Consider the following 20,525-nt stretch of genomic DNA (forward strand, 5'->3'; position numbering starts at 1 on the left):
GTCGCGACCGCGATCCGCACCATCGCCGACGACCTGCAGGGCTACGACCTGCAGGCCTGGGCGACCACGGCGTTCCTCATCACGTCGACGATCTCCACGCCGCTCTACGGCAAGCTCTCCGACATCTACGGCCGGCGGCCCTTCTACCTGTTCGCCATCGCAGTCTTCGTCGTCGGCTCGGTGCTGTGCGGCATGGCGACGTCGATGTACGAGCTGGCCGCCTTCCGCGCGGTCCAGGGCATCGGCGCCGGTGGCCTGATGTCGCTGGCGCTGGCGATCATCGGCGACATCGTGCCGCCGCGGGAGCGCTCCCGCTACCAGGGCTACTTCATGGCCGTCTTCGGCGCTTCCAGCGTGCTGGGCCCGGTGATCGGCGGGTTCTTCGCCGGTCAGGGCTCCCTGCTCGGCCTCGACGGCTGGCGCTGGATCTTCTTCGTCAACGTGCCGCTGGGTCTGATGGCGTTCGCCGCCGTGTTCCGGGTGCTGCACCTGCCGCACCAGCGCCAGGACCACCGCATCGACTGGCCCGGCGCCCTGGCCCTGATCACCTTCATCGTGCCACTGCTGGTCATCGCCGAGCAGGGCCGCATCTGGGGCTGGACGTCGACCCGCGCCCTGGTCTGCTACGCCATCGGCATCGTCGGTCTGGCGCTCCTCCTGCTGGCCGAGCGGGCCTACGGCGACGAGGCGCTGCTGCCGCTGCGGCTGTTCGGCAACCGCAGCTTCAGCATCGCCACCACGGGCAGCGTGGTGGTGGGCGCGGCCATGTTCGGCGGCCTGCTGCTGCTCCCCCAGTACCTGCAGATCGTGCACGGCTCCAGCGCGACCGTCGCCGGCCTGCAGATGATCCCGCTGGTCCTCGGCATCATGATCGGCGCGATGAGCTCGGGCATCGCCATCTCCAGGACCGGCCGCTACCGGGTCTTCCCGCTGGCCGGCACCGTGCTGATGACCGCGGCCCTGGTGTCGCTGTCCTTCGTCGTCGGCGCCGAGACCTCGATCTGGGCACTGGTGCCGTTCATGGTGCTGCTCGGCGTGGGGCTCGGTTTCAACTTCCAGCCGGCGGTGCTGGCGGTGCAGAACGCCGTCCCGCCCGGCGAGATGGGCGTGGCGACCTCGTCGGTGACCTTCTTCCGGCAGATGGGCGCCACGGTCGGCACCGCCGCGTTCCTCTCCGTGCTCTTCACCCGGCTGCCGGTGGAGATCGAGCAGTCGCTGGCCTCCGCGGCGGCGGGCGACCCGCGGGTGGCCGAGGCGCTGCAGAGCGGTCAGCTGCAGGCCGGCAGCGACCTGTCCGACACCTCGTTCATCCAGGACCTGCCCTCGTTCCTGGCGCTGCCCTTCAAGACCGGGTTCTCGAACGCGATCGACCTGGTGTTCCTCATCGCGGCGTGCGCCGCGGCGCTCGGGTTCCTCGTGTTCCTGTTCCTGCCGCAGCTGGCACTGAGCACCCAGTCGGGCATCCAGGCGCGTCAGGCGGCCGCCCGGCAGACCGCCGGCGAGCCCACCGCGGACGACGCCGCCGAGCAGGCCACCCAGGCGGCCGGTGCCGCGGCGCCGACGTCGACCGCTCCCCCGACCGGGCGCCCCGGCGACGCCGAGCCCGCCGGCCGGTCCCGCGGCTGACGTCCCGCACGTCGAGATGCCCCTCCCCGCACCGCGGGGAGGGGCCTCCGTCGTCTCCAGCTGTCAGCCGGGCGGCCCCGTCCGTCAGCCGTGGGGCAGGAAGACGGCGCGGACGCAGCCGTCCTCCTTGTCCTTGAACATCCGGTAGCCGCGCGCCGCGTCCTCCAGCGGCATCACGTGCGTGGCCAGGTGCTCGGTGGTGAGTTCCCCGCGGGCCATGTGCTCGAGGATCCGCGGCATGTAGCGCTGCCCGTGCACCTGCGCCCCGCGCAGCGTCAGCCCCTTGTTCATGGCCGCACCCAGCGGGAACTTGTCCACCGGCCCGGCGAAGACGCCGAGGACGAAGACGCTGCCACCCTTGCGGCAGGCCATGATCGCCTCGCGGACGGCGGAGGGCCGGTCGGTCTGCAGCCGCAGCTGCTGCTTGACCTGGTCGTACACGCCCTGGACGCCGGTGCTGTGCGCCTCCATGCCGACCGCCTCGATGCAGACGTCCGGCCCGCGGCCGCCGGTGCGCTCGCGCAGCTCGGCCATGACGTCGGTGGTCGAGTAGTCGATGACCTCCGCGCCGACGTGCCGCCGCACCTGCTCGAGCCGCTCGGGCAGCCGGTCGACGACGTACACCTGCTCGGCGCCCAGCAGCATCGCCGCCCGCGCGGCCATCTGCCCGACCCCCCCGGCGCCCCACACGGCCACCGTGTCCCCGGGCTTCGTGCCGGCCAGGTCCGCGCCCATCCAACCGGTGGAGACGGCGTCGGAGGCGAACAGCGCCCGGTCGTCGCTGACCTCCTCGGGCACGAGGAAGCTGCCGACGTCGGCGTAGGGCACCCGGACGTACTCCGCGTGCGACCCGGCGAAGCCGCCCATCGCGTGCGAGTAGCCGAAGCAGCCGCCCGGGCTCTGGCCCCACAGCCCCTCGGTGATGCCCGGGTTGGGGTTGCCGTTGTCGCAGAGCGAGTACAGCTCCTGCCGGCAGTACCAGCAGGCGCCGCAGGCGATGAAGGAGTTGACGACGACGCGGTCGCCGACGCGCCGGTCCCGCACGCCCGGGCCGACCTCGACGACCTCACCCATGAACTCGTGGCCGAGCACGTCGCCGGTGCGCATCGCCGGGATGTAGCCGCCGAGCAGGTGCAGGTCCGAGCCGCAGGTCGTCGTGCGCCGCACCCTCAGGATCACGTCGCGGGCGTTGAGGATGGTGGGGTCGGGGACGGTCTCCACCGACACCTCGTTGACGCCGGTCCAGGTCACGGCCCTCACGATGTCCTCCCCTCGCTCGCGGCCGGCGGAGCCGGCACGGTCATGGAGCCGCTCACAGCACACCCTCCCTCGGCGCCGCCTTCGCGGCCCCCTCCAGTGCGGCACCATGCGGGGTGGCGGCGCGTGTCCCGTGCGGCTGCGGGTCCACCCGCAGCACCTCGCCGACCTCCAGCAGCGCCTTGGCCTCGCGGAGCGCGGCGCGCAGGTCGCCGATCTCGTCCTCGCCGGGCGTCCCGCGGTAGCGCGCCGCGAGCTCGGTGCCGCGGTCGCCGGGTGCCGGGGTCGTGCGCACCTCGATCCGGTCGCCGAGCGCGGCCAGCGGCGCGGGCAGGCCCGCGCCGTCGACGTCGGCCGGCTCCCGGAGCACCGTCACCGCGCGCCACCGGCGGGCGGCGACCTCCGGGTCGTCGGTGGCCGAGGCCTGCCCCGCACCGGGCACGCGGACGTGCTGCAACTGCTTGAGCAGCGCGGCGCCCGCGCCGCCTGCCAGACCGCTCGCCCGGCCGATGAGCTGGTTCAGGTCCATGAGGGAACTGCTACCCGCCCGCCGGCCCGGCCTATCGTGGACCGGTCGGGCAGCGCGCCCGCTCTCCCGCCGCCGTCGTCCGTGGAGGCCCCGTTGTCCCCCAACCTGATCCTGTCGCCGCGCGACCTGGACTTCCTGCTGCACGAGTGGCTGGAGGTCGAGACGCTCACCAAGCGCCCGCGCTACGCCGAGCACTCGCGCGAGACCTTCGACGCGGTCATGGAGCTGGCCCAGCAGATCGCCACGGAGCACTTCGCGCCGCACAACCGCACGGCCGACGAGAACGAGCCGCGGTTCGTCGACGGCAGGGTCGAGATGATCCCCGAGGTCGCGAGGGCGCTGGCGGTGTTCCGCGAGTCCGGGATCATGTCCGGGACCTTCGACGAGGAGTACGGCGGCATGCAGCTGCCGCAGACCGTCGGTCAGGCGGCGTTCGCCTGGTTCAAGGCGGCCAACGTCGGGACGTCGAGCTACCCGTTCCTGACCATGGGCAACGCCCGGCTGCTGCTCGCGCACGGCTCGCAGGAGCAGAAGGACACCTACGTCCGGCCGATGCTCGAGGGCCGTTGGTTCGGCACGATGGCGCTGTCGGAGCCGCAGGCCGGGTCCTCGCTGGCCGACATCAGCACGCGCGCCGAGCCGCAGGACGACGGTTCCTACCGGCTCACCGGCAACAAGATGTGGATCTCGGCCGGCGACCACGAGCTCACCGAGAACATCGTCCACCTGGTCCTGGCCAAGATCCCCGGCGGCCCGGCCGGGGTGAAGGGCATCTCGCTGTTCGTGGTGCCCAAGGTCCTGGTGCAGGAGGACGGCTCGCTCGGCGAGCGCAACGACGTCGTCCTGGCCGGGCTCAACCACAAGATGGGCTACCGCGGGACGACGAACACGCTGCTCAACTTCGGCGAGGGCGTGCACCGGCCGGGCGGCCGGCCCGGCGCGGTCGGGTACCTGGTCGGGGAGCCGCACAAGGGGCTCTCCTACATGTTCCACATGATGAACGAGGCCCGGATCGGCGTCGGGATGGGTGCGACCGTCCTGGGCTACACCGGTTACCTGCACGCGCTCGAGTACGCCCGCACCCGCACCCAGGGCCGCCCGGCGAGCAGCAAGGACCCGGCCTCGCCGATGGTGCGGCTGGTCGACCACCCCGACGTGCGCCGCATGCTGCTGGCCGCCAAGAGCTACGCGCAGGGCGGGCTGGCGCTGGGCCTGTACTGCGCCCGACTGGTCGACGAGGAGCGGACCGGCGAGACCGAGGAGGACCGCAGCCGCGCCCACCTCCTGCTGGACACGCTGACGCCGATCGCCAAGGCGTGGCCCTCGCAGTGGGGCCCGGTCGCCGACGACCTCGCCATCCAGGTCCACGGCGGCTACGGCTACACGCGCGACTACCCGGTCGAGCAGTTCTACCGGGACAACCGGCTCAACCCGATCCACGAGGGCACCAACGGCATCCAGGCCCTGGACCTGCTGGGCCGCAAGGTGACGATGCACGGCGGCGCCGGGCTGCGGCTGTTGGCCGAGACCATCGCGGCGACGACGGCCCGCGCCGCCGGGACACCCTTCGCCGACCTCGCCGCCGACGTCGACGCCGCCGTGGCCCGGCTGGTCTCGGTGACCGGCACGCTCTGGGGCGCCGGCGACCCGGCGCTGGCCCTGGCCAACGCGACGGCCTACCTCGACGCGGCCGGCCACACCGTCGTCGGCTGGCTGTGGCTGGAGCAGGCGCTGGCCACCCGGGACGAGACCAGCGACTTCCACGAGGGCAAGCGCGCGGCGGCGCGGTTCTTCCAGCGGTGGGAGCTGCCCAAGGTGCACACCTGGCTGGACCTGCTGGAGTCCCTCGACCGGACGGTGCTCGACACCCCCGAGGCCCATCTGTAGGCCCCGGAGGGCCTGCGGACGCACGCGCGCCCCGCGGCTCCGGGAGGGAGCGGCGGGGCGCGTGCCGTCTACGGGCGTCCGGGCGGGCCGGTCAGGCCGCCGCCTGAGCCATCCCCACGGGCTCGACGGCGACGCCGGCGGGAGCAGTCTCGCGGCGGGCCACGGCGCCGGCCGCCGCCCGCTCGCGCTCGTACCGTGCCGTCGTCGAGGTGCCCATCGCGATCACCAGAGCGGTCAGTACCAGGAACCCGACCAGGGTGACTGCAGGCCACAGCAACATCTCGAACGTCCCCTTGCTCGTCTCGTCCGCCGCCCGGCAGCAGGCCCGGCGGCTCGTCGTCTGGAGCCTGTGTCCCCCAGAAAGCGGCCTCTCAACCGTCGTTACGCATTGTTCACCTGACGGACTGTGACTGGACTCACCGTTGTGTCCTGCAACGGCCGCCGCGTCGTCGGGGGCCGCCGCATGGTGTCATCGGAGGGTGTCCCCCGGTGCCCAGGTCTCGACCTCCCGCACCGGCTCCTCCACCGCTCCGACGCGTCCGGCGCTCTTGGTCCTGACCCTGTCACTGGGCGTCACGACGCTGTCGCTGCTGCAGAGCCTCGTGGTCCCGGTGCTCGGCCCCATCGGCGAGCAGCTCGGCGTCTCGCCCGCCGCAGCGAGCTGGGTGCTGACCGCCAACCTGCTCGCCGCCGCCGTCCTCACCCCGGTGCTCGGCCGGCTCGGGGACACCCGCGGCGAGCGGCCGGTGATCCTGGGCATCCTGGTCGCCGTCGCGATCGGCACGCTGCTGGCCATCGTCACCCGTTCGCTGCCGCTGCTGCTGGTCGCCCGGGTGCTGCAGGGCGCGTCCTACGGGCTGTTCCCGCTGTCGATCAGCGTCCTGCGCCGCGAGCTCCCGCCGGAGCGGCTGAGCGTCGCGATGTCGATCGTCAGCAGCACCCTGGGCGTCGGCGGCGTCATCGGCCTGGTCGCCGCGGGCCTGCTCACCGGCGACGGCGGCGACTACCACCGGCCGTTCTGGATCGGGCTGGGCGTCACCCTGGTCTCGCTGCTCCTCGCGGCGGTCCTGCTGCCACGCCGCGCGCCCACGGCCACCGGCCGGGTCGACTGGCTCGGGGCCGTCGTCCTCGGGATCGGCCTGGTGCTGCTGCTCCTGCCCGTGTCGCAGGGCAACACGTGGGGCTGGACCTCCCCGCTGACGCTCGGCTGCGCGGCCGGGGCGCTGGCCGTCCTGGCCGCCTGGGTCCTGCTGCAGCGCCGCCGCGCCCAGCCGCTGGTGCGTCCCGCGCTGCTGACCGACCCGCGGATGCTGGTGCCCAACGTCGCCGGCCTCATGACCGGCGTCGGCCTGTTCGTCTCCTTCCTCGCCGTCATGCAGTACGTGCAGACGCCGCCCGGCGTGGCCGGCTACGGGTTCGGCGCGCCGGTCCTCGAGGCCGCCGTCGTCTACCTCCTGCCCGGCGGCGTGCTCGGCATCCTGCTCGCGCCCCTGGCCGGGAAGGTCGTCGACCGGATCGGCGCGCTGCCCACGCTGCTCACCGGAGCGGTCAGCGGCGTGGCCGGCTTCGTCGTCTTCGCCCTGGGCCGGTCCGAGCCGTGGGTGGTGATCGCGGCGGGGCTGCTGTCGCAGGCGTGGGTGACCGTCGCCTACGCCGCGCTGCCCACGCTGGTGGTCCGGGCGGTGCGGCGGACCGAGACCGGCGTGGCCAACGCGGTCAACTCGATCGCCCGGGCGGTGGGCCAGGCGGTGGGCAGCACGCTGACCGTCGCCCTGCTCGGCGCCGCCACCGACCCCGCCACCGGCCTGCCGCGGGCCTCGGGGTTCACCCTGGTGGCCCTGCTCGGTGCCGGTGCCGCGGCCGCCGTCGCGCTGGTGAGCCTGGCCGGGATGGTGCAGGCCCGGCGCAGCGGGCCGGCCGACCCCGCCGACCTGCACGCCGTCGAGCGGGCGACCGCCTGTGCCGGCGAGTGGTCACCCGTCTCGGGGATCCGCTGACCCGACGCGCCCGGATGATCACCGAGGCGCATGGAACGGTCCCGTCCGGGGCATCCACCGAGGCGACTGTGCCCCAGCCCCGGAGGACTCCATGGCCCGAACCACCGGCTCCCGTGCCCGCAGCACGGAAGCGAAGACCAGGTTCGCCGGCAACAAAGCCGGCGACCCGGCTCCGAACGACGATCTCGTCAACTCGACGCGCTTCGACAACGCCCCCCAGGGCCACGACCGCACGCCCACGACCATGGGCACGATCAAGCGGACGCTCAAGGAGTTCAGCGAGGACAACCTCACCGACTGGGCCGCCGCGCTGACCTACTACGGGGTCCTGGCGCTGTTCCCGGCGCTCATCGCGCTGGTGTCGATCGTCGGCCTGCTGACCACTCCCCAGCAGCTGACCGACGCGCTGACGACCGTCGTGCCGGGGCAGGCGGCGGACACGCTGCAGCCGGTGATCCAGCAGATCGCCGGCAACACCAGCACCGCGGGGATCGGCCTCGTCATCGGTCTGGCCGGTGCCATCTGGTCGGCCTCGGGCTACGTCGGCGCCTTCACCCGCGCGGCCAACGTCGTCTACGAGACGCCCGAGGGCCGCAAGATCTGGAAGCTCAAGCCGCTGCAACTGCTGGTCACCCTGATCGGCATCCTGTTCGCCGCCGTCATCGTGCTGATGCTGGTGCTCAGCGGCCCGGTCGTCGAGGCCATCGGCTCGGCCATCGGCCTGGGCGACACCGTCCTGACCGTGTGGAACGTGGCCAAGTGGCCGGTCATCCTCGTGATCCTCGCGCTGATGATCGCCGTCCTCTACTACTCGACGCCGAACGTGAAGCTGCGTGGCTTCAAGTGGGTCAGCCCGGGTGCGGGCGTCGCGATCCTCGTGGCCGTCGTCGCCTCCGCCGCGTTCGCCTTCTACGTGGGCAACTTCGGCAGCTACAACAAGACCTACGGCGCGCTGGCCGGCGTCGTCGTCTTCCTCATCTGGTTCTGGCTCATCAACCTGGCGCTGCTGTTCGGCATCGAGTTCGACGCCGAGATGGAGCGGACCAAGGAGATGAAGGAGGGCGTCCCGGCGGCCGAGAAGGAGATCCAGCTCGACGCCCGCGCCGAGCCGAAGGACCGCAACACCAACTGAGTCCCGCGCACGACGACAGAGGCCCCCTCCCGGGATCGGGAGGGGGCCTCTGTCGCGTGGTCAGTGCGCGGTGGGCGGGCCGTCGCCGCGGCGGGCGGGCGGCGTCCGCTCCACCAGGCCGGCGACCGCGGCCAGCCCGCGGCTCACCGCCTGCCCGACCGGGGCCAGCGGTGCGGGAGCCCGGCGGACGAGGGAGTCGACGGCGTCGCGGCTGCGGTCCAGCAGCGACAGCGGCAGCCCCGACAGCGCGTTGCCCGGCGGACGGCGGGACACCGTCGGGTGCGGGCGGGTGGGCGAGATGCGGCGCATCAGCTCCCACCGGCGGCCGAGCCGCCGCAGCTCGGCGGGGTCGAGACGTTCCTGGAGCCGAGGGAACATCACGTCCTCCTCGTCGCGGACGTCCTCGCGCAGCACCTCGACCAGCCGGGCCAGCCGGGCCGGCCGCTCCGGGTGGTCGGACCCGCCCTCCTCCAGCGCGGCCACCAGCTCGTTGACCTCCTGGTGCTCGACCTCGATCTGGCGGGTCAGCTCGTCGCCGTCAGGCAGCACCCGGCGGACGACCGGCCAGATGACGGTCTCCTCGGCGAAGGCGTGGCTGAACACCAGCCGGTCGATCCGGGTGAGCACCTCCTCCTGCGCGCGGCCGGTGGTGCCGTCGAGCTCGTGCAGCAGCCGGTCGAGCTCGACGTGGTCCGCGCGCTGGCGCACCAGCACGCTGCCGGGCCCGCCGAGCTCGTCCTCGGTCTGGTCGGCGATGGATCGGGGCACGGGGCCCTCCTCGGGACGTGTGCGGTCGGGACCGTCCGTCCCTGCCCGCATCCCGACAGCGCCATGCCGACGTCGCCGTACCGGGTCCCGGGTTGTGCGGCGGGGCGCGGGGTAGGGCGGGCACACGGGACAGCGGGGTCCCGCCCCCTGAGGAGGCACTCCCATGGCCGACCGGCCCACCGTCACGTCGGACTTCTACGAGTTCGAGGCCCTCCTGGACGAGCAGGACCGCGCCACCCTGCACCGCGTCCGCACGTTCATGGACGAGCAGGTCGAGCCGATCATCAACGAGTGGTGGACGCGGGCGCAGTTCCCCCGCCAGCTCATCCCCGGCCTGGCCGAGCTGGGCATCGCCGGCGCGCAGTATTCCGGGCACGGCTCCCCCGGCCGCTCGTCCCTGTTCGACGGCATGGTCTCGATGGAGCTCGGCCGCGGCGACCCGTCGGTGGCCACCTTCATGGGCGTCCACGGCGGCCTGGCCATGGGCACGATGCACCTGTGCGCCTCCGAGGAGCAGAAGGAGCGCTGGCTGCCGGCGATGAGCCGGATGGAGCTCATCGGCGCGTTCGGGCTGACCGAGCCCGAGCACGGCTCCGACGTCGCCCGGGGGCTGCAGACGACGGCCCGCCGCGACGGCGACGAGTGGGTCCTCGACGGCCAGAAGAAGTGGATCGGCAACGGCAGCTTCGCCGACCTGGTGGTCATCTGGGCGCGCGACGTAGAGACCGACCGGGTGCTCGGGTTCGTCGTCGAGACGCCGACACCCGGCTTCAGCGCCGTCGACCTCGAGGACAAGATCGCGCTGCGTGCGGTGCAGAACGCGCAGATCACCCTCGACGGCGTCCGCGTGCCGGAGGAGAACCGGCTGCAGAACGCCAACAGCTTCCGCGACACCGCCAACGTCCTGCGGGCGACGCGGGTGAGCGTCGCGTGGTCGGCGGTCGGGTGCTCGCGCGGCGCGTACGAGCACGCGCTGCGCTACGCCACGCAGCGCGAGCAGTTCGGCCGGCCCATCGCCTCCTTCCAGCTGGTGCAGGACCTGCTGTTCCGGATGCTCGGCAACATCACCGCGTCGGCCGCCCTGTGCGCCCGCGCCTCCCAGCTGCAGGACTGCGGCATGCTGCGCGACGAGCACGCCTCGATGGCCAAGGGCTACTCGACGATGCGCATGCGCGAGACCGTCGGCTGGGCCCGCGAGCTGATGGGCGGCAACGGGATCCTGCTGGAGAACCACGTGGGACGGTTCGTGGCCGACGCCGAGGCCATCTACTCCTACGAGGGGACCCGCGAGGTCAACAGCCTCATCGTCGGCCGCGCGATCACCGGCACCAGCGCCATCGTCTGAACGGCCCTCCTGCAGGGCCCCGCCGCGAGCCTGCGAGCGGTGGGGAGCAGGAGGTCCCTCACCGGCCGTCCCACCACCGTGCGGCGGCCTCCTCCGGCGTGCGTCCGTCCACCGCGACGGAGCGGTTGAGCCCGATCAGGTCGATCGTCGTCAGCTGGGCGCTGACCGCGTCCAGCGCGGTGCGCAGCCGCTGACCGCCGTCGGTGGCCACCGCGGTCCGCACCAGCGGCACCACGTTCTCCCGCGGCTGCAGCGACCGGTCGTCGCGCAGCAGGTACAGCGAGGCGTCGGTCAACCGGGCGTCGGTCGTCTCCAGCATGCCGACGTCGACCTGCCCGGTGAGCAGCGCCTCCACGGTCGCCGACCGGGACGGCATGCTGCGGACCTCGGCGAACTGCACGCCGTACACCTCGCGCAGCCCGGGCAGGCAGAACCGCCGCTCGGTGCACTCGGGCGGGCCGCCGAACACGAGCTGCGGCGCGAGCTCGGCGAGCTGGCTGAGGGTCGTCATGCCGTGCCGCACGGCGAGGTCGGTGAGCACGACGAACCCGTTCTGGTCCTCGGCCTCGGCGGCGGCCAGGACGGTGAGCCCCCGCGGCGCGAGGGCGGCCGCGAGCCCGTCCCGCAGGACGGCCGGGTCGTGGGACGTCGACCCGGCTCCTGGCTGCAGGAACTCCGAGGCGGTGCCCAGGTAGTCGACGACGACGTCGACGACGCCCTGCTCGAGCGCCGGGAACACCACCTCGCGGGTGCCGATGCCGTGCTGCACCGCGACCTCGAACCCGGCCCGGCGCAGCCCCTCGGCGTAGACCTCGGCGAGCGTCTGGTTCTCGGCGAAGTCGTAGGAGGCGATCCGGACGACGCCCTCGCGCGGCGGGCCGGCGTCCGCGGCGGGGCTGCCGCACCCGCAGAGCAGGGCGGCCAGGAGTAGCAGGGCGGCAACCGGTCGACGACGCATCGCGGGCCCTCGCAGGAGGAGGCGGCGCCCCCGCAGGTGACGTGCGGGAGCACGGCAGACGCTAGCCCCGACAGGGACCAAGGTCGATGGTCCCGCGGCCTCCGCCGGAGCAGCATGAGCCGGCATGGCGGCCACGACGCGGGCCCCGACGACGCCTGCACCGTCGACGGCGGCGCAGCAACTCGCGAGGGGTCAGGCCCGGCGCCCGGACCCCCCGCCGATCCAGCGCGTCCGCCGCCGGCGCCGCCCCTCGGGTGAGCCGCCGCCGCTGCCGCGCCACCTCAACGCCTCGGGGAAGTGGTGGCTGGCGCTCAGCGGCGTCGTCCTGGTCAGCGTGCTCGTCGTCGTGGCGACGCGCAGCGTGGCGTTCGTCGACCTGGTGGACACGCGGGTCCTCCAGGGGATCGCCGGGATCCGCTCGCCGGGCCTGACGCAGGTGGCCGAGGTGGCCGGGGTGCTCGGGACCAGCCGGGCCATCCACGTGCTGTGGCTGCTCAACATCGCCGTCCTCGCCGTCTTCCGGCGGTGGCGGCACCTGCTCATCTGGGTGGTCGTCGGGATCCTGGTGGTCAACGTCGCTGCGACGGCCGCGGCCACGCTGCAGCGGCCGCGGCCCTACGAGGTCGAGGTGCTCGGCCCCTGGCTGGGTTACTCGATGCCCTCCCTGCCGATGACCGTGCTGGCCACGTTCCTGGTCAGCAGCCTGTACTCGCTGGTCCCCGCCGGCCGCCGCCGGAACACCGCGAAGTGGCTGGTCGGCGCTCTGCTGCTGGTCACCGCCGCGTCCCGGCTGTACCTGGCCCAGGACCACCCCACCGACGTCGTCGCCGGGATCGTCCTCGGGGTCGCCGCGCCGCTGGCCGCCTTCCGGATGCTGACGCCCAACGAGGTGTACCCGGTCCGCTACCGGCGGGGCAGCCCCGCCCACCTCGACGTCACCGGGGCGCGCGGCGAGGCGATCACCCGGGCGCTGCAGGACCAGCTCGGCGTCGTGGCCACCGCGGTGACGCCGTTCGGCCTGGCCGGCTCGGGCGGCTCGACCCCGCTGAGGATCACCGTCAAGGCGGAGGGGGACGAGGAGAGCTGCATCTTCGGCAAGCTCTACGCCGCCACGCACCTGCGCTCCGACCGCTGGTTCAAGCTCGGCCGCACGCTGCTCTACGGCCGGCTCGAGGACGAGAAGCCCTACCACTCCGTCCGCCGGCTGGTGCAGTACGAGGACTACGTCCTGCGGCTGCTGTCGGACTCCGGGCTCCCGGTGCCGCACCCGCTCGGGATCGTGGAGATCACGCCGGAGCGCGAGTACCTGCTGGTCACCGAGTTCATGCAGGGCGCCCGGGAGATCGGCGAGGCCGACATCGACGAGGCGGTGATCGACCAGGGCCTCGCCGTGGTGCGGCGCATGTGGGAGATCGGGATGGCCCACCGCGACATCAAGCCGGCCAACCTGCTGGTGCGCGACGGCACGCTGTTCCTCATCGACTCCGCGTTCGCCGAGATCCGTCCCAGTCCGTGGCGGCAGGCCGTGGACCTGGCCAACATGATGCTGGTCCTCGCGCTGCGCACCGACGCGCCGACGGTCTACGCCCGCGCGCGCCTGCAGTTCTCCGACGAGGAGATCGCCGAGGCCTTCGCCGCCACCCGCGGCCTGACGATGCCCTCCCAGCTGCGCCGCATGCTCAGGGCACAGGGCAAGGACCTGCACGCGGCCTTCCTCGACCTGCTGCCCTACCGGCTGCCGCCGGTGCGCATCCAGCGCTGGACCTGGCGCCGGGTCGGGCTCAGCCTCGTCACCCTCGTCGCTCTCCTCGTCACCGTGGGCGTCGTCATCAACCTGTTGGGCTCCCCGCTGTGACGCGGCCGGTGGTGCCCACCCTCCTGGCGACCGCCCTGCTGGTGGCCGGCTGCACGAGCGAGGGCACGAGCGTCAGCACCGAGGTGCCGGCCTGCGCGGCCGGGGACGGCGCCACCGCGGCGAATGGCGTCGTCCTCATGGCGCAGTCGGTACCGACGGCGTCCTGGCTGCCCTGCGTGGAGAACGTCCCGGTCGGCTGGACCTTCGCCGGCCTCGACGCCCGCTCCGGCTCGGCCCGGTTCTGGCTGGACTCCGACCGGGACGGCATGCGCGCCATCGAGGTGCGGCTGACCGGTGGGTGCGACACCCGCGGCGCCACCGAGATCCCGAGCGAGCTCGACGACCTGCGCCGGTTCGAGCGGGTGACCCAGGTGAGCCCGCAGTACCTCGGCCGCCGGTACTACGTCTTCGACGGCGGCTGCCTGACCGTCGTCTTCACGCTCTCCGGGGACAACCGCGGGGAGCCGCTGGCACTGGCCACGCAGAGCCTCGGCGTCGTGAGCCGGGAAGACCTGGCCACCCAGGTGCACGACGCGAGCGGCGGGCGGCTGTTCCTCGACCCACCCGCCCGGACCGAGGGCGAGGGGGACCCGCCATGACCGCCGTCGCGCCCCAGGCACCGCCCGCCCGCCCGCCGAGGAACAAGCCCCTCTGGCGCCGGCTGCTGGCGCCGGTGCTCTCCCTGGCACTGCTGGCCGCCGTCTTCTTCTGGTTCCTGCCGCAGTTCACCAGCCTGTCCGACGTCTGGTCCGCGGTGCGGGGCATGTCCTGGGCGGAGCTGGGCCTGCTGGCCGCCGCCACGGTGTGGAACCTCGCCACCTACCAGTTCGTGATGGTCGTGACCATGCCGGGGCTGCGGCTGCGGGAGGCGACGGTCTCGACGCTGACCACCACCGCGGTGTCCAACACCGTCCTCGGCGGTGCGGCGATCTCCCTCGGGCTGACCTACGGCATGAACTCCTCGTGGGGCTTCTCCCGCTCCCGGACATCGGTCTCCCTGCTGCTGTCGGGGCTCTGGAACAACTTCGCCAAGCTGGCGCTCCCCGTCCTCGCGCTGTCGCTGCTGGCCCTGTCCTCCACGCCGAGCACCGGCCGGCTGGTGGCCGGGCTGGCCGGGGTGGGCGGGCTGGTCGCCGCCGTGGTCCTGCTGGGCCTGCTGCTGCGCAGCCGGGAGAGCGCAGCCCGGATCGGCACGGGCGCGGGCCGCGTGGCCTCGGCCGTGCTGCGGCCGTTCGGCCGGCCGCCCGTGCACGGCTGGGACCAGGCGACGACGAAGTTCCGCGACCGGACGGCGCTGCTGCTGCGCGCGCGGTGGCACTGGCTGACGCTGGCGACCCTGGTCAGCCAGGTCTCGCTGTTCCTCGTCCTGCTGATCGCGCTGCGCGCGGTGGGCGTGACCTCCGGCCAGGTCAGCGCGCTCGAGGCGCTGGCGGTCTTCGCCTTCGCCCGGCTGCTCACCGCCATCCCGTTCACCCCCGGCGGCCTGGGCGTCATCGAGCTGGCCCTGATCACCGGCCTGGCCGCGGCCGGCGGCGACCGGCCGCTCGTGGCGGCGGCGGTCCTCGTCTTCCGCGGGCTCACCTACGTGCTGCCCATCCCGCTGGGCGTCGGCACGTACCTGTTCTGGCGGCACAACCGCTCGTGGCGGCGGGAGCCGAACACGGCACCCCGGACGGACCTGGTGCCGGAGACGGCGTGAGGGGGCCGGCGGTCACCCGGCCCCACGGGGCCACGCGGCAGGCCCGGGACGCCGTCCTGGTGGCCGGGGGCGCGCTCGTCCTGGTGCTCGCCGCGCTGCCGGTCGAGCGGACCTCGGTGCCCGGGGCCGAGGCGGCCGTCTTCCGGGCGGTCAACGGCGTCGACGTCGTCCCGTTCCTCCTCGTCTGGCCGGCCATGCAGCTCGGGAACGTCCTGGTCGTCCCCGCCAGCGCGCTGGTGGCCGCCGCGTTCCGTCGCTGGCGGCTGGCGGCGGGGCTGCTGCTGGCCGGCGCCGGCACCTACGTCGCCGCCAAGGTGGTCAAGGACCTCGTGGTGCGTGGCCGGCCCGACGGGCTGCTCGCCGACGTCGTCGTCCGCGGGGCCGCCGCCCAGGGCCGCGGCTTCCTCTCCGGGCACGCCGCCGTCGTCGTCACCCTGCTGACGGTCGCCTGGCCGTGGCTGGGGCGCCGGGGCCGGATCGCCGGGGTCGTGCTGGCGGCGCTCGTGTGCCTGGCCCGCGTGTGGACCGCGGCGCACCTGCCCCTGGACGTCGTCGGCGGCGTGGGACTGGGGCTGCTGGTGGGCGGGCTGGTCCGGCTGGTCGTCGGGCGACCGCGCTGATGCTGGTCGACACCCGCCGGGGGCTGCGGGTCAGCGGCGTCCTGCTGGCCGGTGCGGTCGCCGTCGGGGTGCTGGTGGCGCTGCCCGCCACCCGCCCGGCGGTGCAGGTGGTGGACGACGCGGTGTGGCGCTGGGCCGGCGGCGCGGAGAACGGGCCGGCCACCGTGGTCGCGGTCGGGATGTCCTGGCTGGGCGGCGTGTGGGTCAACTGGCCGCTGCGCGTCCTGGCGGTCCTCCTGCTGGCCTGGCGCCGGCACTGGTCGCGGCTGGCCGCCTTCACCCTGGCGGTGGTCACCAGCGAGGCCGCGATCGGGCCGGTCAAGGCCGCCTACGACCGGCCGCGTCCGCTCAGCGCCCTGATCGAGACGTCGGCGGCCTCCTTCCCCTCCGGCCACGCCATCGCCGGCGCCGTGACCGCGGTCGGGCTGGTGCTGGTGCTGGCCCCGCCGGGCCGGGCCCGCTGGCGCTGGGAGGTGTGGGCGGTGGTCTTCGCGACCGTCATGGCGCTGTCCCGGGTCTACCTGCGCGCGCACTGGCTCTCCGACACGGTCGCGGGGGCGCTGCTGGGCGCCGGGCTCGCCCTGGGCTGGCCGGCCGTGGTGCTGGCCCTGCGCGACCGGCGCGGCCCTCCACCCGCCGACCCCCGGGACGGGGACGGGCGGGACGACGCAACTTCCCCGGCGACGTCCCCGTAGGCGGCACCTCCTCCTGCCGGACACGGGGACCTGTGCTTGAGTGAAGCCGGTCACAGGGGCCGAACCAGCTGTCAGGAGTCCGGCATGACCACCACCGCAGAACGACCGGCGCACGACACCGCGCGTCCGCGCCCCCGCCCGGCCGCGGCCGGGGACGGCACCGCCGAGGAGCAGGCCGGCGAGGCCGTCATGGGCCTGGACATGGTGCTCGTCGACGCCGCCCGCGGGCCGCTGCGCCGCATGGTCCCGCCGGTGCGCACGCTCGCCGCGCTCGGCACCTCCCTGGCCCGGCACCCCGACGCGGTCGGGGGGCGGCTCAAGGAGCTGGCCGAGGACGTCGGGCGGATCGCCGTCGGCCGCTCGGACATCGCGCCGTCGCCGAAGGACCGGCGCTTCGCCGACCCGGCCTGGAGCGGCAACCCGCTGCTCAAGCGCACGATGCAGGCGCACATCGCCGCCGCCCGGGCCGCCGTCGGCCTGGTCGACGACGCCGACCTCGACTGGCAGGACGACGAGCGGATCCGCTTCGCGCTGACCAACCTCGTCGACGCGCTGGCGCCCAGCAACGTCCCGTTCCTCAACCCGCTGGCGCTCAAGGCGGTCATCGACACCGGCGGCCGCAACGCCGTCTCGGGTCTGCGCCGGCTGGTGTCGGACGTGCTGTCCCCGCCGCGGGTGCCCTCGATGGTCGAGCCCGACGCCTTCACCGTGGGCGAGGACCTCGCGGTCACCCCGGGCGCCGTCGTCCTGCGCACCGACGTGTTCGAGCTGATCCAGTACCGGCCGACGACGGAGACGGTGCGCAGCGTCCCGCTGGTGGTGGTGCCGCCGACGATCAACAAGTTCTACATCACCGACCTCGCGCCCGGGCGCAGCATCGTGGAGCACTACGTGGCCGCCGGCCAGCAGGTGTTCATGATCAGCTGGCGCAACCCCGACGAGCGGCACGCCGACTGGGGCCTGGACACCTACGGCCAGGCGGTCCTCGACGCGATGGAGGCCGCCGAGCGGATCACCGGCAGCGAGCGGGTGGCACTTCAGGGCTTCTGCTCCGGCGGGATCATCACCGCCATGGTGCTGGCCCACCTCGCCGGCACCGGCGGGCTCGGCCAGGTGGCCGCCGCGAGCTTCGCCGTCACGGTGCTCGACTGGGCGCGGGCCGGCACGGTGTCGGCGCTCATGGACCGCGAGGCGGTGCAGGAGGCCACGGAGAAGTCCCGGAAGAAGGGCTACCTCGACGGCGCGATGCTCGCCGAGGTCTTCGCCTGGCTGCGGCCCAACGACCTGGTCTGGAACTACTGGGTCAACAACTACCTGCAGGGCAAGCCGCCGGCCGCCTTCGACATCCTCTTCTGGAACGCCGACACGACCCGCATGACCGCGGGCCTGCACCGGGACTTCATCGAGGTGGCGATCGGCAACTCCCTCACCGAGCCGGGCGGGGCGACGATGCTCGGGACGCCGGTGGACCTCTCCGCCGTCGACGTCGACGCCTACGTCACCGCGGGCATCGCCGACCACATCTGCCCGTGGCAGGCCTGCTACCGCACCACCCGGATGCTCGGCGGGGACACCCGCTTCGTGCTCTCCACCAACGGCCACATCGCCTCGCTGGTCAACCCGCCGGGCAACCCGAAGTCGACCTTCCACGTCGCGCCCGAGACGCCGGAGGACCCCGAGAAGTGGCTGGCGTCGGCGCACAAGGAGAAGGGCTCCTGGTGGCCGGACTTCATGGAGTGGCTGGGCGAGCGCGCGGGCGAGGAGGTGCCGGCACCGCAGACTCTGGGCAGCGCGGAGCTGCCGGTCCTGGGCGACGCACCGGGCACGTATGTCTTCGACAAGTGAGCAGCGGCCGCACCCCGGCCGGGAGACCGTCCGGACGCTGACGGTCGGAGGCCGCACGCTGCGGGTGAGCGAGCGGCGCGGGGACGGGTCGCGTCCACCGCTGCTGCTGATGAACGGCATCGGTGCCAGCCTCGAGGTGCTGCAGCCCTTCGTCGACGCCGTCGACCCGCGCCGCACCGTCGTCCGCTTCGACGTGCCGGGGGTCGGCGGCTCGCCGCCGCCGGTCGTCCCGTACGTGCTGGCGACGCTCTCGCCGGTGGTGTCCGCCCTGCTGCGCCGGCTGGGCCACGACGAGCCGGTCGACGTCCTCGGGCTGTCCTGGGGCGGCGGGCTGGCGCAGCACTTCGCCGTCCAGCACCGCCGCCGGTGCCGCCGGCTGGTGCTCGCCGCCACCGGTACCGGGTCGCTGATGGTGCCGGCCTCGCCGCGGGTGCTCTCCCACATGCTCACCCCGCGGCGGCACCGGGACCCGGACTACGCGACGCGCATCGCCGGCACGATCTACGGCGGCAGCGTGCGCACCGACCCGGCGCGGGCGGCCCGGGCGCTGCACGCGGAGACCCGGCTGGGCCCGCGGCGCGGGTACTACTACCAGCTGGCCGCGAGCACGGGCTGGAGCAGCCTGCCGTTCCTGTCGCTGATCCGGCAGCCGACGCTGGTGCTCTCCGGGGACGACGACCCGGTCATCCCGACGGTCAACGCCCGCATCCTGGCCCGCGGCATCCCCCGTGCCCGGCTGCACCTCTACCCCGGCGGGCACCTGGCCCTGGTCACCGAGGCCGAGGAGCTGGCGCCGGTCGTGGACGCGTTCCTCGACGAGCCCGCGGACGCCTGAGCGGCCCTAGAGACCGCAGGCGCCCCCGCCGTCGACGAAGCCCTGCCGGAAGCTGTCGACGAGCTCGAAGCCCGACAGCCCCGAGTCCGGGACGACGGTGGGCTCGGTGGCGTACTGCAGCAGCACGACGGCGGCCTCGTCGACGTCGCCCGGGGAGATGTCCAGCCGTGCGCCGTCCAGCCGGCCCAGGTGTGCCTCGCGGGCCAGCCAGCCGGTGGCGCAGACCGCGCTGGTGACCGCCTCGGGGTCGTCGACCGACAGCCCGCGCTGCTCCCGGACGGCCATCGCGTAGGGCAGGCCGAGCAGCGTCGTCACCGCGAAGTCGCCGACGTCGTCGTACACGGGCTCGAGCAGGTCGGAGGCGTCGTAGCGCACCGAGCCGTCCTCCGGGCAGTACTGCAGGTCCAGCTCGGCGCCCTCCCCGCTGCACACCATCCCGGAGCCGTCGGCGGCGCGGACGTGGGGCGCGCTGAGCGACCCGCCCAGCGGGGCGGTACCGGGGAAGCCGCGGGCGAGGGCCTGGTCCCAGAAGCCGGCCAGCACGTCGTCGGCACCGTCCACGACGGCGCGGTAGGACCCGCCGCCCCGGCCCGGACCCCGGCCGGCCTCCTGCGCGGTGTAGACCCGCGACTCGTCGAACGCGGTGCAGGCCGACGGGCCGTCGGCGTAGCCCTCCTGGAACGCCGAGAGCTGGTCGAACAGCGAGCCGTGCGCGTCCTCGGCGTCGGGCGAGGAACCGACGGCGTCGCCGAAGTACAGGTAGCCGAGCAGGGAGGGGTCGAGCTCCTTGGGCCGCACCGTGACGTGCTCGGAGTGACCGGTGACCACCCACTTCGTCCAGGCGCCGGCGAAGCACTCGGCCTGGGTCTCGGAGACGATCGAGGGGTCGTCGAGGCCGGCCCGCGCCTGGACGGCGTGGCCGACCTCGTGGGCCATGATCTCGGCGACGATGAACGGCCCGTAGTCCCTGACCAGGCCGGCCATCCACGCGCGGTCGTAGACCACGACGTCGTCCTCGCCGCAGTAGTAGGCGTTGTCGGCGAGCTCGTCGACGTCGTCGGCGAAGCACGCTCCCCCGGGCAGGTCGGCGGGGTCGGTCTCGTCCGGGTCGATCGACCAGAAGCCGCCGCTGAGCGGCCGGAACGTCCCGCTGAACTCCTGCGGGTAGGTCTCCTCCCAGTAGGCGAGGACGTCGGCCAGCGCGTTGCGGGCGACCCGGTCGGTGGGGTCGCCCTCCTCGGCCAGGTGGATCTCGACCTCGGCGTCCGTGGCGTCGGTCGGCATCGTCCCCGCGGGCGCAGCCGCCCCCGCGACGACGGTGGTGCAGCCGCCGGCCAGCAGGCCGGCGGCGAGCAACCCGGCGAGGGCGCGGACGGCGGCGGGAGTCGGCATGGCCGCTGGAGGCTCCCCCGGCCGCCGTCCCCCGGTCAACGGGACACGCGCCGACCCGCGCGACCCGGACGCCGGGCCCTCCCCG

Annotated in this window: 18 protein-coding genes; 12 read left to right on the forward strand and 6 right to left on the reverse strand. The window is 73.9% G+C overall.

Annotated features, from left to right (window positions below; translation table 11 throughout):
- A partial coding sequence (locus BM414_RS08770; RefSeq protein ID WP_139245756.1) for an MDR family MFS transporter occupies positions 1-1,626 on the forward strand: 1,626 nt, incomplete at its 5' end.
- An 84-nt stretch (positions 1,627-1,710) separates the two neighbouring features.
- Here BM414_RS08770 and BM414_RS08775 read toward each other — a convergent pair.
- Positions 1,711-2,886, reverse strand: a complete 1,176-nt coding sequence (locus BM414_RS08775) for a zinc-dependent alcohol dehydrogenase (protein WP_093579081.1) — start codon at positions 2,884-2,886, stop codon at positions 1,711-1,713.
- A 52-nt stretch (positions 2,887-2,938) separates the two neighbouring features.
- Complete coding sequence (locus BM414_RS08780; protein ID WP_093579082.1) at positions 2,939-3,412, reverse strand: hypothetical protein; 474 nt, start codon at positions 3,410-3,412, stop codon at positions 2,939-2,941.
- Positions 3,413-3,505: 93 nt separating this feature from the next.
- Here BM414_RS08780 and BM414_RS08785 point away from each other — a divergent pair, with 93 nt between their 5' ends.
- Positions 3,506-5,299 carry an acyl-CoA dehydrogenase gene (locus BM414_RS08785; protein WP_093579083.1) on the forward strand — a complete coding sequence of 598 codons (1,794 nt, stop codon included), beginning with the start codon at positions 3,506-3,508 and terminating at the stop codon, positions 5,297-5,299.
- Between the two features lie 91 nt (positions 5,300-5,390).
- Here BM414_RS08785 and BM414_RS08790 read toward each other — a convergent pair whose 3' ends face one another.
- Positions 5,391-5,579 (reverse strand): hypothetical protein, encoded by a 189-nt coding sequence (locus BM414_RS08790; protein WP_093579084.1) that lies wholly within the window; start codon positions 5,577-5,579, stop codon positions 5,391-5,393.
- A gap of 199 nt (positions 5,580-5,778) precedes the next feature.
- On the opposite strand from BM414_RS08790, the gene BM414_RS08795 reads away from it, so the two are divergent.
- Both BM414_RS08795 and BM414_RS08800 read left to right on the forward strand, forming a co-directional pair.
- Positions 5,779-7,296, forward strand: coding sequence for an MFS transporter (locus BM414_RS08795; RefSeq protein ID WP_093579085.1), 1,518 nt, complete (start codon positions 5,779-5,781; stop codon positions 7,294-7,296).
- A gap of 91 nt (positions 7,297-7,387) precedes the next feature.
- Positions 7,388-8,428: a YihY/virulence factor BrkB family protein gene (locus BM414_RS08800; RefSeq protein ID WP_093579086.1), complete on the forward strand. Its 1,041-nt coding sequence runs from the start codon at positions 7,388-7,390 to the stop codon at positions 8,426-8,428.
- A 60-nt stretch (positions 8,429-8,488) separates the two neighbouring features.
- On the opposite strand, the gene BM414_RS08805 is transcribed toward BM414_RS08800, so the two are convergent.
- Complete coding sequence (locus BM414_RS08805) at positions 8,489-9,196, reverse strand: hemerythrin domain-containing protein (protein ID WP_093579087.1); 708 nt, start codon at positions 9,194-9,196, stop codon at positions 8,489-8,491.
- 163 nt (positions 9,197-9,359) lie between these two features.
- Here BM414_RS08805 and BM414_RS08810 point away from each other — a divergent pair, with 163 nt between their 5' ends.
- Positions 9,360-10,541, forward strand: coding sequence for an acyl-CoA dehydrogenase family protein (locus BM414_RS08810; RefSeq protein ID WP_093579088.1), 1,182 nt, complete (start codon positions 9,360-9,362; stop codon positions 10,539-10,541).
- Between the two features lie 58 nt (positions 10,542-10,599).
- On the opposite strand, the gene BM414_RS08815 is transcribed toward BM414_RS08810, so the two are convergent.
- A complete protein-coding gene (locus BM414_RS08815; RefSeq protein WP_093579089.1) occupies positions 10,600-11,499 on the reverse strand; it encodes an ABC transporter substrate-binding protein in 900 nt (299 codons plus the stop codon).
- A 124-nt stretch (positions 11,500-11,623) separates the two neighbouring features.
- On the opposite strand from BM414_RS08815, the gene BM414_RS08820 reads away from it, so the two are divergent.
- From BM414_RS08820 to phaZ, 7 genes are all read left to right on the forward strand, one after another.
- Positions 11,624-13,354, forward strand: a complete 1,731-nt coding sequence (locus BM414_RS08820) for a phosphatase PAP2 family protein (RefSeq protein WP_093579090.1) — start codon at positions 11,624-11,626, stop codon at positions 13,352-13,354.
- Positions 13,351-13,953: a hypothetical protein gene (locus tag BM414_RS08825; RefSeq protein ID WP_093579091.1), complete on the forward strand. Its 603-nt coding sequence runs from the start codon at positions 13,351-13,353 to the stop codon at positions 13,951-13,953. The genes BM414_RS08820 and BM414_RS08825 overlap by 4 nt, the downstream gene beginning before the upstream one ends.
- Positions 13,950-15,053 carry a lysylphosphatidylglycerol synthase transmembrane domain-containing protein gene (locus BM414_RS08830; protein WP_093579092.1) on the forward strand — a complete coding sequence of 368 codons (1,104 nt, stop codon included), beginning with the start codon at positions 13,950-13,952 and terminating at the stop codon, positions 15,051-15,053. The genes BM414_RS08825 and BM414_RS08830 overlap by 4 nt, the downstream gene beginning before the upstream one ends.
- Complete coding sequence (locus tag BM414_RS08835; protein WP_093579093.1) at positions 15,050-15,673, forward strand: phosphatase PAP2 family protein; 624 nt, start codon at positions 15,050-15,052, stop codon at positions 15,671-15,673. The genes BM414_RS08830 and BM414_RS08835 overlap by 4 nt, the downstream gene beginning before the upstream one ends.
- The gene (locus BM414_RS08840) at positions 15,673-16,368 is read left to right on the forward strand and encodes a phosphatase PAP2 family protein (RefSeq protein WP_093579094.1); all 696 of its coding nucleotides are present in this window, start codon (positions 15,673-15,675) and stop codon (positions 16,366-16,368) included. The genes BM414_RS08835 and BM414_RS08840 overlap by 1 nt, the downstream gene beginning before the upstream one ends.
- Before the next feature lie 84 nt (positions 16,369-16,452).
- Positions 16,453-18,213: a PHA/PHB synthase family protein gene (locus tag BM414_RS08845; protein ID WP_093579095.1), complete on the forward strand. Its 1,761-nt coding sequence runs from the start codon at positions 16,453-16,455 to the stop codon at positions 18,211-18,213.
- Positions 18,197-19,048, forward strand: coding sequence for a poly(3-hydroxyalkanoate) depolymerase (phaZ, locus tag BM414_RS08850; protein ID WP_093579096.1), 852 nt, complete (start codon positions 18,197-18,199; stop codon positions 19,046-19,048). Before BM414_RS08845 ends, phaZ begins: the two co-directional genes overlap by 17 nt.
- A 6-nt stretch (positions 19,049-19,054) precedes the next feature.
- Here phaZ and BM414_RS08855 read toward each other — a convergent pair whose 3' ends face one another.
- Entirely contained in the window at positions 19,055-20,440 is a 1,386-nt protein-coding gene (locus tag BM414_RS08855; protein ID WP_093579097.1) for a neutral zinc metallopeptidase, read from the reverse strand.
- Positions 20,441-20,525: the final 85 nt, after the last annotated feature.

It is taken from the genome of Geodermatophilus amargosae, assembly GCF_900116515.1.
Classification (GTDB): domain Bacteria; phylum Actinomycetota; class Actinomycetes; order Mycobacteriales; family Geodermatophilaceae; genus Geodermatophilus; species Geodermatophilus amargosae.